At 69.0% G+C, this 14,510-nt stretch carries 12 protein-coding genes; 8 read left to right on the forward strand and 4 right to left on the reverse strand.

Annotated features, from left to right (window positions below; translation table 11 throughout):
- Positions 1–22: 22 nt before the first annotated feature.
- From hrpB to pyrE, 3 genes are all read right to left on the reverse strand, one after another.
- Positions 23–2,689 (reverse strand): ATP-dependent helicase HrpB, encoded by a 2,667-nt coding sequence (gene hrpB / locus OC550_RS19985; RefSeq protein WP_262107682.1) that lies wholly within the window; start codon positions 2,687–2,689, stop codon positions 23–25.
- 79 nt (positions 2,690–2,768) lie between these two features.
- On the reverse strand, positions 2,769–3,779 hold the full coding sequence (locus OC550_RS19990) for a thioesterase domain-containing protein (protein ID WP_262107683.1): 1,011 nt from the start codon (positions 3,777–3,779) through the stop codon (positions 2,769–2,771).
- Positions 3,780–3,804: 25 nt separating this feature from the next.
- Positions 3,805–4,371: an orotate phosphoribosyltransferase gene (gene pyrE / locus OC550_RS19995; RefSeq protein ID WP_262107684.1), complete on the reverse strand. Its 567-nt coding sequence runs from the start codon at positions 4,369–4,371 to the stop codon at positions 3,805–3,807.
- 128 nt (positions 4,372–4,499) lie between these two features.
- Here pyrE and OC550_RS20000 point away from each other — a divergent pair, with 128 nt between their 5' ends.
- Positions 4,500–4,919: a VOC family protein gene (locus tag OC550_RS20000; protein WP_262107685.1), complete on the forward strand. Its 420-nt coding sequence runs from the start codon at positions 4,500–4,502 to the stop codon at positions 4,917–4,919.
- A gap of 3 nt (positions 4,920–4,922) precedes the next feature.
- Here the strand turns inward: OC550_RS20000 and OC550_RS20005 are convergent, their stop codons facing one another.
- Positions 4,923–6,074, reverse strand: a complete 1,152-nt coding sequence (locus tag OC550_RS20005; protein WP_262107686.1) for an ROK family transcriptional regulator — start codon at positions 6,072–6,074, stop codon at positions 4,923–4,925.
- Positions 6,075–6,234: 160 nt separating this feature from the next.
- On the opposite strand from OC550_RS20005, the gene OC550_RS20010 reads away from it, so the two are divergent.
- From OC550_RS20010 to OC550_RS20040, 7 genes are read left to right on the forward strand one after another with little or no spacing between them, the layout of a single operon-like run.
- Entirely contained in the window at positions 6,235–7,887 is a 1,653-nt protein-coding gene (locus OC550_RS20010) for a sugar ABC transporter ATP-binding protein (protein WP_262107687.1), read from the forward strand.
- On the forward strand, positions 7,884–8,921 hold the full coding sequence (locus OC550_RS20015) for an ABC transporter permease (protein ID WP_262107688.1): 1,038 nt from the start codon (positions 7,884–7,886) through the stop codon (positions 8,919–8,921). Before OC550_RS20010 ends, OC550_RS20015 begins: the two co-directional genes overlap by 4 nt.
- Positions 8,918–10,033, forward strand: coding sequence for an ABC transporter permease (locus tag OC550_RS20020; protein ID WP_262107689.1), 1,116 nt, complete (start codon positions 8,918–8,920; stop codon positions 10,031–10,033). Before OC550_RS20015 ends, OC550_RS20020 begins: the two co-directional genes overlap by 4 nt.
- Positions 10,033–11,256, forward strand: coding sequence for a substrate-binding domain-containing protein (locus OC550_RS20025; protein ID WP_262107690.1), 1,224 nt, complete (start codon positions 10,033–10,035; stop codon positions 11,254–11,256). Before OC550_RS20020 ends, OC550_RS20025 begins: the two co-directional genes overlap by 1 nt.
- A gap of 51 nt (positions 11,257–11,307) precedes the next feature.
- Positions 11,308–12,156, forward strand: coding sequence for a sugar phosphate isomerase/epimerase (locus OC550_RS20030; protein WP_262107691.1), 849 nt, complete (start codon positions 11,308–11,310; stop codon positions 12,154–12,156).
- A gap of 37 nt (positions 12,157–12,193) precedes the next feature.
- Positions 12,194–13,414, forward strand: coding sequence for a Gfo/Idh/MocA family protein (locus OC550_RS20035; RefSeq protein WP_262107692.1), 1,221 nt, complete (start codon positions 12,194–12,196; stop codon positions 13,412–13,414).
- Positions 13,415–13,450: 36 nt separating this feature from the next.
- The gene (locus tag OC550_RS20040) at positions 13,451–14,446 is read left to right on the forward strand and encodes a sugar phosphate isomerase/epimerase (RefSeq protein ID WP_262107693.1); all 996 of its coding nucleotides are present in this window, start codon (positions 13,451–13,453) and stop codon (positions 14,444–14,446) included.
- Positions 14,447–14,510: the final 64 nt, after the last annotated feature.

A 14,510-nucleotide genomic window follows, 5' to 3' on the forward strand; every position in this document is an offset into this window, starting at 1 on the left:
CTGTCTCGGCCGCCGCCCACGCCTACATCCGCCGCTTGGTCTTCGCCGTGGCCGGAGCCGTCCACGGATCTTCGGGCCAGGGGTGCTTCGGATAGCGGCCGCGCATCTCGGCCCGGACCTGGGCGTATGGGCCCGACCAGAAGGAGGCCAGGTCGTCCGTCACCGCGAGCGGCCGCCCGGCCGGGGAGAGCAGGTGGAACAGCACCGGCACCCGCCCGTCCACCAGCCGGGGCGTCTCCGCCCAGCCGAAACACTCCTGCAGCTTGACCGCCACCACGGGCCGGCCGCCGTCGTTCCCCACGTCGGGATAATCGATCCGCACCCGCGAACCGCTGGCCACCTCGAGCCGCTCCGGCGCCAACTCGTCCAGCCGGCCGGCTTCCGGCCAGGGAAGCAGCCGGCGCAGCGGGTCCGCCAGGCTGATCCGCCCGGCCGGGGTTCCGCCGGCGAGCGCGTCGATCTCCGGCGCCAGCCACTCCTCCAGCCGCGACAGCAGCGCCCGCTCGGCCATGTCCGGCCACGGCTCTCCCAGTTCGTGGTGCAGCAAGGCGAGCCGGCGCCGGAGCGCGTCCGCGGCATCGGACCAGCCGATCACGCCCAGCCCCTCGGCCGCGAGCGCCCGGGTCACGGCGGCGTGCCCCTCCCGCGCCGACGGCTTCACCGGCGTGGAGGCCAGCACAATCGCCCCGAGCCGCCGCTCGCGCCGCGCGGCGACCTTCCCGCCGTCGAACCTCGCCTGCACATCGTCGCTGAGCAGATGTCCGACGGCGGCTTCCGCGGTGTCCGCTCCCAGCGGCGCGGCGGCGCGGATCACGGCGCCCGTGCCGGCGGCGTCGCGGCCCTGCGCCCGGGAAACCTCGGCGACCGCCAGCCATTCCTGGCCGGCCAGCGAGCTTCCGGCGGGAAGCCCGGCGCGGGTCCCGGAGGCCAGCAGGTAGCTCTCCTGCCCTCCGGCCTGCCCCGGCATCCGCCGCGCCACTCGCTCCGGGAAGGCCAGCGCGACGACGAGCCCGACGGCTTCCCCGTCCGCCACGGGTGCATCCAGCACGGCGTCTGGAACGATGCCGTGGGCTTCCTCCCGGGCAATGGTGCCCATGCGCCGGGCTTCTTCCCGCCACCGGCCCGCGGCGGGATTCCTGCCGGAACGCAGCTCCGGCAGGAGCCGAGTGAGGTCCGCCCCGGAGGCCCTGGCCTCGCCCTCGACCATGGCGACCACCTCGGCCGCGCGCCCGGCGCCGGCTTTACCGCCAAGCAGCCGGGCGCCGACCAGCAGCGCCCGGGCCAGCCGCGGGTCCGCGGGAATCCGTGCGAGCGTCCGGCCCAGCTCGGTGGCGAGTCCGTCCGGTGCCGCAGCGCCGAGGCCGCGCAGCACCCGCATGGCCTCCTCCATGGCTCCCGCCGGCGGCTCGTCCGGCAGTGCCAGCCCCTTGCCGCCGGGCGCGCCCCAGCACGCCAGGACCAGCGCGGCACCGGTCAGGTCCGCGGCGGCGATCTCCGGCGTGGGATGGGCCGGCGCGGCGGCGAAGGTTCTCTGGTCGTAGCAGCGGACCACGGTGCCCGGTCCCTGCCGGGCGGCGCGGCCTGCCCGCTGTTCGGCGGATGCCCGGGAGGCGGAAACCGTCACCAGGCCGGACATTCCGCGGTTGGAATCGCGGCGCGGCTCGCGGGCAAGTCCGGAGTCGACCACCAGCCTCACGCCCGGCACCGTCAGCGAGGATTCGGCCAGCGCCGTCGAGACGATAATGCGGGGACGGCCGCCGGGTTCGCGGCCTGAGACGGCGCGATCCTGTTCGGCGGAACTGACCTGGCCGTGCAGCTCCAGCACCTCGGTCCCCGCGGCCCTGGCGCCGAGCCGCGCGGCAACGTGGGAGACCTCGCGGGCGCCCGGAACGAAGACCAGCGCATCGACACCGGGATCGCGGGCCACGGCGCGCCGGTGTGTTCCGGCCGCCGTGTCAGCCACGTGGTCCAGGAAGGCGCGGGACACGCCGCGCTCGTCCAGGCGCGGGCCCGGCGCCGGGACCCAGTCCACCTCCAGCGGATGCAGCGCCGAAGGACAGTCGACCACGGGCGCCGGCCCACCGCCGTCGTACTTCCCGATGAGGGATGCGAAGCGCGGGGCGTCCAGGGTGGCCGACATTGCCACCAGCGCCAGGTCATCGCGCAACTGCCGGACCTCGCCGAGCATGCCCACCAGCAGGTCCGTCTCCAGCCCGCGCTCGTGCACCTCGTCCAGGACCACCGCCGCTGTCCCCTCGAGCCCGGGATCCGCGAGCAGGCGGCGCAGCAGGATTCCGGGCGTGACGAATTCGATCAGCGTGCCGGGGCTGGTCCTGCGCTCCCCGCGCACCGTGTAGCCGACGCGGTCACCCAGACGGCCGCCATCGAGAAAGGCCAGGCGGCGCGCCGCGGCGCGGGCGGCGACCCGGCGCGGCTGCGTGACCACCACGCGGTGCGGGGAACGCTGCCCCGCGGAGGCCGGGCGGGCGACGAGGTTGGCCACCAGCGGCGGGACCAGCGTGGTCTTGCCGGTGCCCGGCGGGGCCTGCACCACCGCGGTCCCCGCCGGCGCGCCCTCGCTCAGCGCCGCTGCCAGCTCGCCCAGTGACCGCGCAAAAACCAGACCGGCGCCGATTGCGGCAAGGTCGAATACATCAGGGGCATCGGGAACGCGGGGCGAAGCTGTCACGGTTCCCATTCTCCCCTCCAGCGGAAGCCCAAAGCTCCGGCCGTCCCTCTCTGTGTGGACGCCGCGGGCTTGTGGAGGGCTAGTACACCGACACGCTCTTACCGCCGCCGGGCATGGGGAAGAACTCGTCCTCGACCCCCTCGATCAGCGGCTGGTAAATGCCCGGGTTCCACTGCGGCGACGCGTGCGCCGGCAGCGCTCCATGGGTGACGAGGTCGGCCGTGAGCAGGTTCGCCTTGAAGTTCACGCTCCAGCTGCGACGCGCCGTTCGATAGTCCACCGTGCCGTCGTCGGGATTGCCCATCCAGGCAATCTTGGTGTCCCCGATGCTGTGCTGGAAGCGCTTGGCATCGAAGTGGTAGATGTACGAGGACTGCGACTGGATCAACGTGCTGGAAACGGCCAGCGGGGACAACTGCTCCAGGGTCTGCTCCAAAACCTGGCGCCAGCTGCGCTCGTGCTTGTTGACGATCCGTTCGCCGAGCTCGTAGCCACCGCGCAAATAGCTGGGCACGCGGTAGCCGGCCTCATAAAAGAAGACGACGCTTTCGAACATCGCCTGGTCCAGCACGTCGAATCGGCTGTACGGGCTCGAGTCCATCATGATCAGCCGCACGTCGACCCCTTTGGCCAGCATGCGAGCGGTCATCTCCACCGCGACCATGCCGCCGAAGCTGTGCCCGTAGAAGTACAGATGCCGCAGCTGCCGCTCGTTGACGTACCGGTCCAGCACCTCCGCGAGATGCTGGAGATCCATGCCTTGGTTGGAATACCCCGCGACCGCCATCTGTCCGCGCTGTGTGAGTGCAGGCCGGAGGGAGTGCAGGATGAACAGGCCCTCTTCCCAGCTGGTCTTGTATCCGGGAAAGAGGATCCAGCTGGTGCTCGGGAAATTCTCTTCGGCGTATGTATCCGGCAGGTTCAGGATCTGCGGAAGCTGGCGCTGTTCCTGGACGGTCTTGGTGGTCACGAGGTCGGCCGCGGTGGCCAGCCCGAAGGCGGACCCGATCAGGAAGGAGCGCCGCGAGACACGGTGCATCCCTGCGGCCAGCCTCAGCCGGCGGGCGTGCTCGTCATCCCGTGAAGCCATCTTGCTGCCGGCCGCCGCCGGCGTCCTAGTCGAGGCCCAGCTCGTCCTTGCCGAACGCGAACAGATAGGGCACGCCGGCTTCCTTCTCGATCCGCTCCTTCGCGCCGGTGTCGCGGTCCACGATCACCGCCACGGCCCTGACGTCGCCGCCGGCGTTCCGGACGCCCTCCACCGCTGTCAGCGCGGAGCCACCGGTCGTCGAGGTGTCTTCCAGTACGACGACGGGGCGGCCCTTCACGTCCGGACCCTCCACCTGGCGGCCCATGCCGTAGGACTTCTGGGCCTTGCGCACCACGAACGCGTCGATCTCCCGGCCGGCGTCCGTCGCGGCATGCATCACGGCCGTACCGACCGGATCCGCACCCATTGTCAGGCCGCCCGCCGTCGCGAAATCGATGCCCGCGTCGTCCAGCATCTGCAGCATGACCCGGCCCACCAGCCGCGATGCCTCGTGGTGCAGCGTGACCCGGCGCAGGTCGATGTAGTAATCCGCTTCGGCACCGCTGGACAGCGTGACCTTTCCACGGACCACCGCCAATTCCTTGATCAATTCGAGCAGGCGGGCGCGGTCCACGGAAGAAGTCTGGGTCATGCCACCAGTCTAATAGTCGTGCGCGTACCCCCGCCCGGCCCCGGTCCGATTGCCCCCGGCTGGGGCTTCCACTCATCCGCTCCGCGCTGAATACTGGGACCCGTACGTCTCAACGAGGAGGACCAGATATGACCACGCGTCTCAATCCGTACCTGAGTTTCCGCGACAACGCCCGGGAAGCCATGGCCTTTTACCACTCGGTCTTCGGCGGTGACCTGAACACCAGCACCTTCGGCGAGTACGGCGCCAGCGATGATCCGGGCGAAAAGGACAAGGTCATGCACTCGATGCTGGAGGCACCGAACGGCCTGGTCCTGATGGGTGCGGACACTCCGAGCAGCATGGACTACAACCCTGGGGACAACATCTCGATCTCGCTCAGCGGCGAGGACGAGGCGGAGCTGCGCGGCTACTGGGACAAGCTGGCGGAGGGCGCCAACGTCGCCGAGCAGCTTGCGAAGGCGCCGTGGGGAGACACTTTCGGCATGCTGACGGACAGGTTTGGCATCAACTGGCTGGTCAACATTGCCGGCCAGCCGCAGCCTTAGCGGCTAGCGCGTGGCGGCCTCGATGGCTTCGGGCGAGAGCACGTGGCTAATGGCGAGCGAGGCCGCCCCCAGCACGCCGGCGCGCCGCCCGGCCACCGACGGCGCGATGCGCAGATGCTCGGTGGCCAGCGGCAGCGAGCGCCGGTAGACCACCTCGCGGATCCCGGCCAGCAGGTGCTCGCCCGCCTGAGCCAAGCTGCCGCCGATCACTATCACCGAGGGATTGACCAGATTCACACAGGTCGCCAGGACGTCGCCGATATCCCGCCCGGCCTGGCGGACCACGTGGATCGCTTGCAGGTCGCCCGCCCGCACCAGGTCAATGACGTCCTGGCTGGTCTCGGCCACCCGCCCTTCGCCGGCCAGGACGGCGGCCAGCGCGGGTCCGCCCGCGAGCGCCTCCAGGCAGCCGGTGTTGCCGCAGCGGCACAGCACGTCGCCGCCGCGTGGAACCCGGACGTGTCCGAGGTCTCCGGCGGTGCCCTGGGCGCCGCGCTGAAGCTGGCCGGACGAAATGATCCCGGCTCCGATCCCGGTGGCGACCTTAATGAACATCAGGTCCCGGATTTCCGGCCATGCGGTGGCCTGCTCGCCCAGGGCCATGATGTTGACATCGTTGTCCACCAGCACGGGAACGTTGAAGTGCTGCTGCACCATCGCCGGAACGTCAGCGCGGTCCCACCCCGGCATGATCGGCGGGTTGATGGGCCGACCCGTTTCGTGCTCCACCGGCCCGGGCAGCCCGATGCCGATGGCCCCGAGATCCTCGGAGGGCCGGCCCGCCTGCTCCAGCAGCCGGCCGACCGCCGAACCGAGCCAGTCCAGCACTTTTTCCGGCCCGTCGGCGATGTTCAGGGCCTCCCGCTCTTCGGCCAGCACTTCGCCGGCGAGGTCGGACAGGCTGACCAAGGCGTGCGTGGCGCCGAGGTCCGCGCCAGCGACCACTCGGGCGGAGGGATTCAGCGCGAACAACGACGGCGGCCTGCCGCCTGTGGAGGCGGCCCCTCCGAAGGGAGCGATGTAGCCGAGCTTCCGCAACGCTTCCACCCGGGAGGCGACGGTGGAGCGGGCGAGGCCGGTCAACTGCGCCAACTCCGAGCGCGTGCGCGGCCGGCCGTCACGAAGCAACTGGAAAATGTCGCTCGCACCGGGCATTGCCGGGAAGGCATTCCCTGCCGGCGGGACAGTGGGCTTCAACACACTTTCAGTAAAACATGCTGCGCTTTGGTTCGTCTGCCTCCGACTAAGTTCTCCTGGCACAAGCACTTTTGTTTGACCCTCGACAAAAGTATGTGACCCGTGCCACAGTTGGAGCGTGGGTGAGGTCATCAGCGAAAACGCCGCCCCTGAGCCCTCGATAGGGACAGGCGAGGTACCGGCAGGGCGTCCGGAACGTGTGCCGGTGCTCGAGGTCCGCGGGCTGGGCAAGAGCTTCTTCGGCATTCCCGTGCTCCAGGACGCCGGGCTGAGCCTGCATGCCGGAGAGGTCCACGGCCTTGTCGGCGAGAACGGCGCGGGAAAATCCACCTTGATGAAGGTCCTCGCCGGCGTCTACCAGCGGGACCAGGGCACCGTCCTGATCGACGGCAGGGAAGTACACTTCAGCCATCCCACCCAGGCACACGAGGCCGGGCTGTCCACCGTGTTCCAGGAGTTCAACCTCCTGCCGGACCGGACCGTTGCGGAGAACATTTACCTCGGCCGGGAACCGCGCAAGGGCCTGTTCGTGAACCGCGCACTCATGAACCGGACGACTGCGGAACTGCTCGACTCCCTGGGCATCACCAGCATCCGGCCGACGGCGCAGGTCAGATCGCTCTCGGTGGCCGAGCAGCAGATCGTCGAAATCGCCAAGGCCATCAGCTACGACGCGCGGATCATTTCGATGGATGAACCAACGGCAGCGCTGGCCGGCCCGGAGGTGGACCTCCTCTATGCCATCATCGACAGGCTGCGCGAGCGCGGAACGGCCATCCTCTACGTCTCCCACCGGCTGCGCGAAATCTTCGACCTGTGCGACACGATCACTGTCCTGAAAGACGGCCGCATCGTCGACACCCGACCGGCTGCCGAGCTGGACGATTCCGCCTTGGTCCGGATGATGGTCGGCAGGCCGATGTCCGCTTATTTTCCGGACAAGCTGCCGGAGGACGAGATGGCTGAACCGCCGTCCACCACTCCGTTGCTGGAACTTTCCGATGCGGGCAATGACCAGATCGACGGCATCAACCTCACCGTGGAGGCCGGCGAGATCGTGGGCGTTGCCGGGCTCCAGGGCTCCGGCCGCACCGAACTCGTGCAGGCCGTTTTCGGGGCGCAGCCCTTCACCCGTGGAACCATGCGGGTTGACGGCATCGAACTGCTTCCACATTCGGCCCGGCAAGCCATCCGCGGGCGCATCGCGTTGATCACCGAGGACCGCAAGGCGGAGGGGCTCAGCCTGAACCTGTCCCTGCTGGACAACGCGCTCGGCGTTATCCGCTCCGTCTTTCCCGGACAGACAAGTGCCGCGAAACGGGATGTCCCGGGCATGTTCTCCTCCTTGGAGGTAGTGGCCCGGGACCTTGACCAGGAAGTGCAATACCTCTCGGGCGGCAACCAGCAAAAGGTGGTCCTGGCTAAGTGGCTGGCGATCAATCCCCGAATCGTACTGCTGGACGAGCCCACCCGGGGCATAGACGTCGGCGCGAAGGTGGCCGTTTACCGCCTGATGCGCCAGCTCGCTTCCGAAGGCGCGGCCGTGCTGATGGTCTCCAGTGAACTGCCCGAAGTCATCGGGATGTCCGACCGGATCGTCGTGATGCGGGACGGGCGCCTGGCAGGCGATCTGCCGTCCGGTGCCACCGAGGAACACATCCTGCAGCTGGCCACGGGCGCCCGGAACGGCAGCGGAAACAACGACGGCGGCAGCGCACGTCCCGGCAGCTTCCCGCCGCCGGGCGCCGAAGGCGAGGGGGAACCGGCATGAACAGCACACGGAAGGCCAGCGGTTTCTTCGCCCGCCTATCCTCAACCCAGATCGTCTACCTCGTCGCCCTCCTGACGCTCATCGTGGGAGCCATACTGGTCGCCACCACGGGCAGGAGCTTCTTCAGCCCGGGCAACATCTCCAGCATCCTCACCGGCACCAGCGTCCTCGGCTTCATCGCCATCGGCCAGACCCTGGTGATCCTGGTCGGCAGCCTCGACCTGTCGGTCCCGTATGTCACCAGCCTGGCCAGCCTCATTGCAGCGGGCGTTATGGCCAACAACAGCGCGAACATCCTGCCCGGCGTGCTGCTGGCCCTCGGCGCCGCCGCGGTGATCGGCCTGGCCAATGGCCTGATCGTCGCCGGCCTCAAAGTGCACGGCTTCATCGCCACCCTCGGCATGGGGCTGATCATCAGCGGCTATCTGGCCACGAATTTCAAGGGCAGCTTCGGCCAAACCCCGTTCGACTTCCGGCTGGTCGGCGCCACGGGCCTGGGGCCGGTGCCGATCTCGACCTTGATCATGCTCGCCTGCGCCGTCCTCGCGATGCTGCTGCTCCACCGCACGCGCACGGGCCACCACATCTACGCCGTCGGCGGCGACCTGAATGTGGCCCGGATGTCCGGCATCCGCGTCCAAATGCCGATCATCACGGCCCACGTCCTCTGCTCACTCCTGGCCGGCATGGCCGGGCTGCTGCTGGCCAGCCGCCTCGGCGTCGGCAGCCCGACGGTCGGCTCCCAAGGCGGCTACGACCTTCTCTCCATCGCAGCCGTCGTCCTCGGGGGCACAGTGCTCTCCGGCGGCAAGGGAACCATCACCGGAACCCTGGGCGGCGTCCTCATCTTTGCCATGCTGGACAACATCATGTCGGTCATGCAGGTGAACCCGTTCCTGAAGGACGTGGTCCGCGGCGTCGTCATCGTGGTCGCGGTGGCCGTCTACGCCCGGCGCAGCATCGTCAAGCGCCCGCCCCGCTTCGGCCACGGGCAACCGGAGGAACCGGCCAGGAAGCAGGAGGTGGCGGCATGAGCCGGACCCTGCAGCCCGAGGGCGCCGCCGTCCTGCGGCAGAACCGCGCCGGCGCCGGCGAACGCTTCCTGCGCGGCCTGGTCACCCCCGGGGGCGCCGTCTTCATCCTGCTGGTGGCGCTGCTGGCTGCGATCATCGTCGTCAATCCATCCTTCGGTGAACCCGAGTCCTTCATCCGCTTCATCGGCCGCACTGCGCCGATCGCGATCGCTGCCATAGGCCAGTACTTCGTGATCGTGGCCGGCGAGTTCGACCTCTCCATGGGTTCCGTCGTCACGATGCAGGTCATTGTGGCCGGGAACCTGATCGGGGACGACGACGCCAAAGTCGTTCCGGTGCTGCTGCTCATGCTGGTCCTCGGCGCCCTGATCGGCCTGATTAACGGCCTGGTGACCACGCTGCTGAAGGTGCCCAGCTTCATTGTCACGCTGGGCATGATGCTCGCCCTGTTCGGGCTGGTCATGTACTGGACCGGCGGCGCCGCCCAGGGGAATCCGGCCGACACTTTCCGCCAGATCGGCCGCGGCGGGATCCAGGACGTACCGGTCTTCGGCGTCATCCCGTACCCGGTCATTATCCTGGCCGTGGCAGCCGCACTGGGATTCTGGCTGATGCGCCGGCCCTACGGCCGGACACTCATCGCTGCAGGGGACAACTCCGCCGCGGCGGCGCTGACCGGCGCCCGGGTCTGGTGGGTCCGGACCAGGGCCTTCATGCTCTCCTCGCTGGCGGCGACGGTAAGCGGCATCCTGCTGGTCGGGTATGCCGGCGTGCACCCCTCGGTAGGCCGGGGATACGAATTCACGGCGATTACCGCCGTCGTACTTGGCGGAGTGGTGCTGGGCGGCGGCCGCGGCTGGCTGCTCTCGGCCGCCGCCGGCGCATTTGCGCTGGAGTCGCTCTTCACGCTGCTGAATTTCCTGGGTGTCCAGTCCACCTGGCGGGACACCGTGCAGGGCGTCATTATCATCGTGGCCGTGGCCGCAGCGGCCAGGTCGTGGCAGCGCCGGCGCAGGGGCAGCGCCCTTCCGGCCCGCGCTGGGCAACACCGCATTACCGCACCGTCAGCAACGCCCGCCAAGGGCACCGAACAGGGAGGAAACGGATACTGATGCGCACCAAGGGGATCCGGACAGCGGTCACGCTCGCAGCGGCATCATCGTTGCTGGCGCTGACCGCATGCACCACCGACTCATCCATTACCGAGGACACCGGCGCCGCTTCGGAAGGCGCCTCGCCCGGCGCGACCGAGCAGGCCGAGTGGTTCGACCAGGCGCTCTACGACGAGCAGAACGAACAGCTCACCGCCACTTTCGAAGGCAGCCCGGACGAGCCCTGGCTCCAGTACATCGCGGGCGACATGACGGACACCTCCGGCTTCGCCAGCGAGGGCGAACACAAGGTCTGCTTCGCCAACGCGTCCATCTCCAACCCCTGGCGGCAGACCGGCTGGATCACCATGAACCAGCAACTGAAGGTGCTGCAGGACGAGGGCGTGGTTTCGGAGATGGAAACCCGGGATGCCAAGGACAACGACAACACCCAGATCGCGGACATCGACTACTTCATCAACGAAGGCAACTGCGACGCGTTCATCATCTCGCCCAACTCCACGGCGGCCCTGACGCCTGCGGTGGAACGTGCCTGCGAAACCGGCAAGCCCGTGGTGGTCTTCGACCGCGGCGTCGAGACGGACTGCGCGACCACGTTCATCCACCCCATTGGCGGCTTCGCCTGGGGCATCGATAGCGCGAACTTCCTGACCGAGCGGCTGCAGGAAGGCGACAAGGTTGTCGCGCTGCGCATCCTGCCCGGCGTGGACGTGCTGGAACAGCGCTGGGCGGCCGCGGAAAAGATCTTCACGGAGAAGGGCATCGAAGCCACTGACTACTTCACCGGTGCCGACCCCACCGAGATCAAGAAGATCATTTCTGACGAGCTGGCCACCGGTGACGTCCAGGGCATCTGGATGGACGCCGGCGACGGGGCCGTGGCGGCCATCGAGGCCTTCGAGGATGCCGGCAAGGACCTGCCGGTGATGACCGGCGAAGACGAGCTGAGCTTCCTGCGCAAGTGGAAGGACACCGGGATGGACGCCCTCGCCCCGGTCTACTCCAACTTCCAGTGGCGCACCCCGCTGCTGGCTGTCCAAAAGATCTTCGCCGGCGAAGAAGTCCCCGCCGAGTGGGTGCTGCCGCAGGAGCCGATCCCCGCTGAGGAACTCGACGACTGGCTGGAGCGCAACGAAGGCATGCCGGACGGGCACTACGCCAAATTCGGCGGCGAGGACCTGCCCGGCTACCCGGAAGTCTGGCAGCAGCGGCAGATGCCCTGACGCCGGGCCAACACAAACCGGCACCATCCAAGCAGCGAAGGGAGGCAGGCCGTGCAGCGGCTGATCGGGATCAACACCTGGGTGTGGGCATCACCGTTGACCGATGCCGGCCTGCCCTCTTTGCTGGAGCACATCGCGGCCCTGGGCTTCGACGCGGTGGAACTGCCGCTGGAGAACGCCGGGGACTTCAGTGCCGCCACCGTCCGGGGGGCGCTGGAGCGCACCGGTCTCAGACCGTTCATCGTCGGCGCGATGGCGCCGGGCCGGGAGCTGCTGCTGGCGGACGGGCCGACCATCGCCGCCACGCAGGAGTACCTGCGGGCGTGCATCCGGATGGCGTACGACGTCGGCGCTCCGGCCGTGTGCGGGCCGTTCTACTCCCACACCGGGCGGGTATGGCGGATGGACGCTGCCGAACGGGCCGAGGCGTACCGGCAGCTGCGCGGAAACCTGGCGCCGCTGGCCGCCGAAGCCGCGGAGGCCGGCGTCGTGCTCGGCATAGAGCCGCTGAACCGCTACGAAACCTCCCTGCTCAACACCACCGAACAGGCGCTGGAAGCGCTGGATCCGCTGCTGGGAAACGGCGTCGGCCTGGCCCTGGACACCTACCACCTGAACATTGAGGAGCGCTCCAGCGCCGCCGCCATCCGCGCCGCCGGCGGGCACCTGGTGCATCTGCAGGTCTGCGGCAATGACCGCGGTGCTCCCGGCGAGGACCAGACGGACTGGGCCGGCATCATCAAGGCGCTGGACGACGTCGGCTACGCCGGGCCGATCAATATCGAAAGTTTCACGGCGGACAACGCCTCGATCGCCACCGCGGCATCGATCTGGCGGCCCCTTGCACCCACCCAGGACCGGCTGGCCGCGGACGGGCTCGCATTCCTGCGCAGTCTCTGACCGGCATCCCGCCGCAGCCCCAGGAGAGAGGAACACGATGACCGCAACCGCGTCCGGCCAGGCCGGCCCGGCCGCCATCACGGCCCCGTTGGGGGTGGCCGTGGTGGGGCATTCGTTCATGGGTAAGGCCCATTCGAATGCGTGGCGGAACGTCAACGCATTCTACGGCTCACCCGCCGTCGCCCAGCGGATCATCGTGGGGCGGGATCCCGGCCGGGTCGCAGCCGCAGCGGACCGGTACGGCTGGGCCGAAAGCGCCACCGACTGGCGGCGCGTGCTTGAGCGGGAGGACGTCCATATTGTCGACATCTGCACGCCGGGCCAGCTGCACGCCGAACTGGCCGTCGCCGCGCTGGATGCCGGCAAGCACGTGCTGGTCGAGAAGCCGCTGGCCAACAGCGTGGCGGAGGCCGAGCTGATGGCCGCCGCCGCGGAACGGGCCGCGGCCCGCGGGACGATGTCCATGGTCGGCTTCAACTACCGCAGGGTCCCGGCCCTCGCGCAGGCCCGCGCCATGATCGCAGGAGGCCGGCTGGGCGAGCTCCGGCAGCTGCGGATCGCCTACCTGCAGGACTGGCTCGCCGACCCGGCCGCGCCGATGACGTGGCGGCTGCGGCGGGAAACCGCGGGCTCCGGGGCGCTGGGTGATCTCGCGTCGCACGCGGTGGACCAGGTGTACTTCCTGACCGGAGCGCGCGTCACCGGCGTTTCCGCCCGGCTGGCAACGTTCGTCCCGGAACGCGAAGGCCCCTCCGGGGCGGAGTCGGTGACGGTGGACGATGCGGTCTGGGCGACGCTGCAACTGGATTCGGGAGCCGTGGTCTCGCTCGAGGCCTCTCGGTGCGCCACCGGCCGGAAGAATGCGCTGCAGATCGAGGCCTATGGTTCCCTGGGCAGCGTGCGCTTCGACCTGGAGCGGATCAACGAACTCCACTATTACGACGCCGGAGCCCCGGACGCGCTGCAGGGTGCGGCCAGGATCCTGGTCACCGAACCTGCCCACCCCTACCTCGAGGCCTGGTGGCCGCCGGGTCATGTGCTGGGCTGGGACCACACGTTCACCAGCCAGGCCGCCGACTTCCTCGCGGCCATTGCCGGCGGACGCCCGCCGGAGCCGTCCTTCGCGGACGGGCTGGCCGTGCAGCGGGTGCTCGCCGCGATCGAAAGCAGCGCTGCCCGGGACGGAGCCGCCGTCGAACTCCCCCTCTCCGGAACCCGGCCCTCGAGCGGCACCGAAGCCGCCGTGGAACCCCACTGATCCGTCGAGCCCTACGCAAAGGAGCACCCTGCAGCCATGCCACGCAACTACACGCTCTTCACCGGCCAGTGGGCCGATCTGCCGTTCGAGAAGGTCGCCGAGCTCGCCGGCCGGTGGGGCTATGACGGCTTGGAGATCGCTGTATCCGGGGACCACCTGGACGCCTGGCGGTGGGACGACGACGCCTACATCCAGGACCGGCTGGACATCCTGGAGCGCCACGGGCTGAAGGTCTGGGCGATCTCCAACCATCTGAAGGGCCAGGCGGTCTGCGACGATCCGATCGACTTCCGGCACCGCAACATTGTCGGGGCGAAGGTCTGGGGCGACGGCGATCCGGACGGCGTCCGGGCGCGGGCCGCCGAGGAGATGAAGCTGACGGCGCGGCTGGCGCAGCGGCTCGGCGTGAAGACCGTGGTCGGCTTCACGGGTTCCTCGATCTGGCAGTACGTGGTGATGTTCCCGCCGGTGCCGCAGGATGTGATCGACGCCGGCTACCGCGACTTTGCGGACCGCTGGAACCCGATCCTGGATGTTTTCGACGAGTGCGGCGTGCGGTTCGCCCACGAGATCCATCCCTCCGAGATCGCCTACGACTACTGGTCGACGGTCCGGACGCTGGAGGCCATCGGCCATCGCGAGGCGTTCGGGCTGAACTGGGATCCCAGCCACATGATGTGGCAGGACATCGATCCGGTCTCGCTGATCTGGGACTTCAAGGACCGGATCTACCATGTGGATTGCAAGGACACCAAGCTGCGCATAACCGGGCGGAACACCCGGCTCGGTTCGCACCTGCCGTGGGGAGATCCGCGGCGCGGCTGGGACTTCGTCTCGGCCGGACGCGGCGACGTCCCGTGGGAGGCAAGCTTCCGCGCGCTGGCCGCCATCGGCTATCACGGGCCGATCAGCGTCGAATGGGAGGACGCCGGGATGGACAGGATGCAAGGCGCGCCCGAGGCCCTGGCCTTCCTGAAGGGGTTCGATTTGGAGCCGCCCGCCGGATCCTTCGACGCCGCGTTCACGCAATAGCGGTCACCGACACCTGCGGCGCAGCTTCGGTCGTGCCATTTCGCCGTCGAAACTTCCCTGAAAC

This window comes from Arthrobacter sp. Marseille-P9274 (genome assembly GCF_946892675.1).
Taxonomy (GTDB): domain Bacteria; phylum Actinomycetota; class Actinomycetes; order Actinomycetales; family Micrococcaceae; genus Crystallibacter.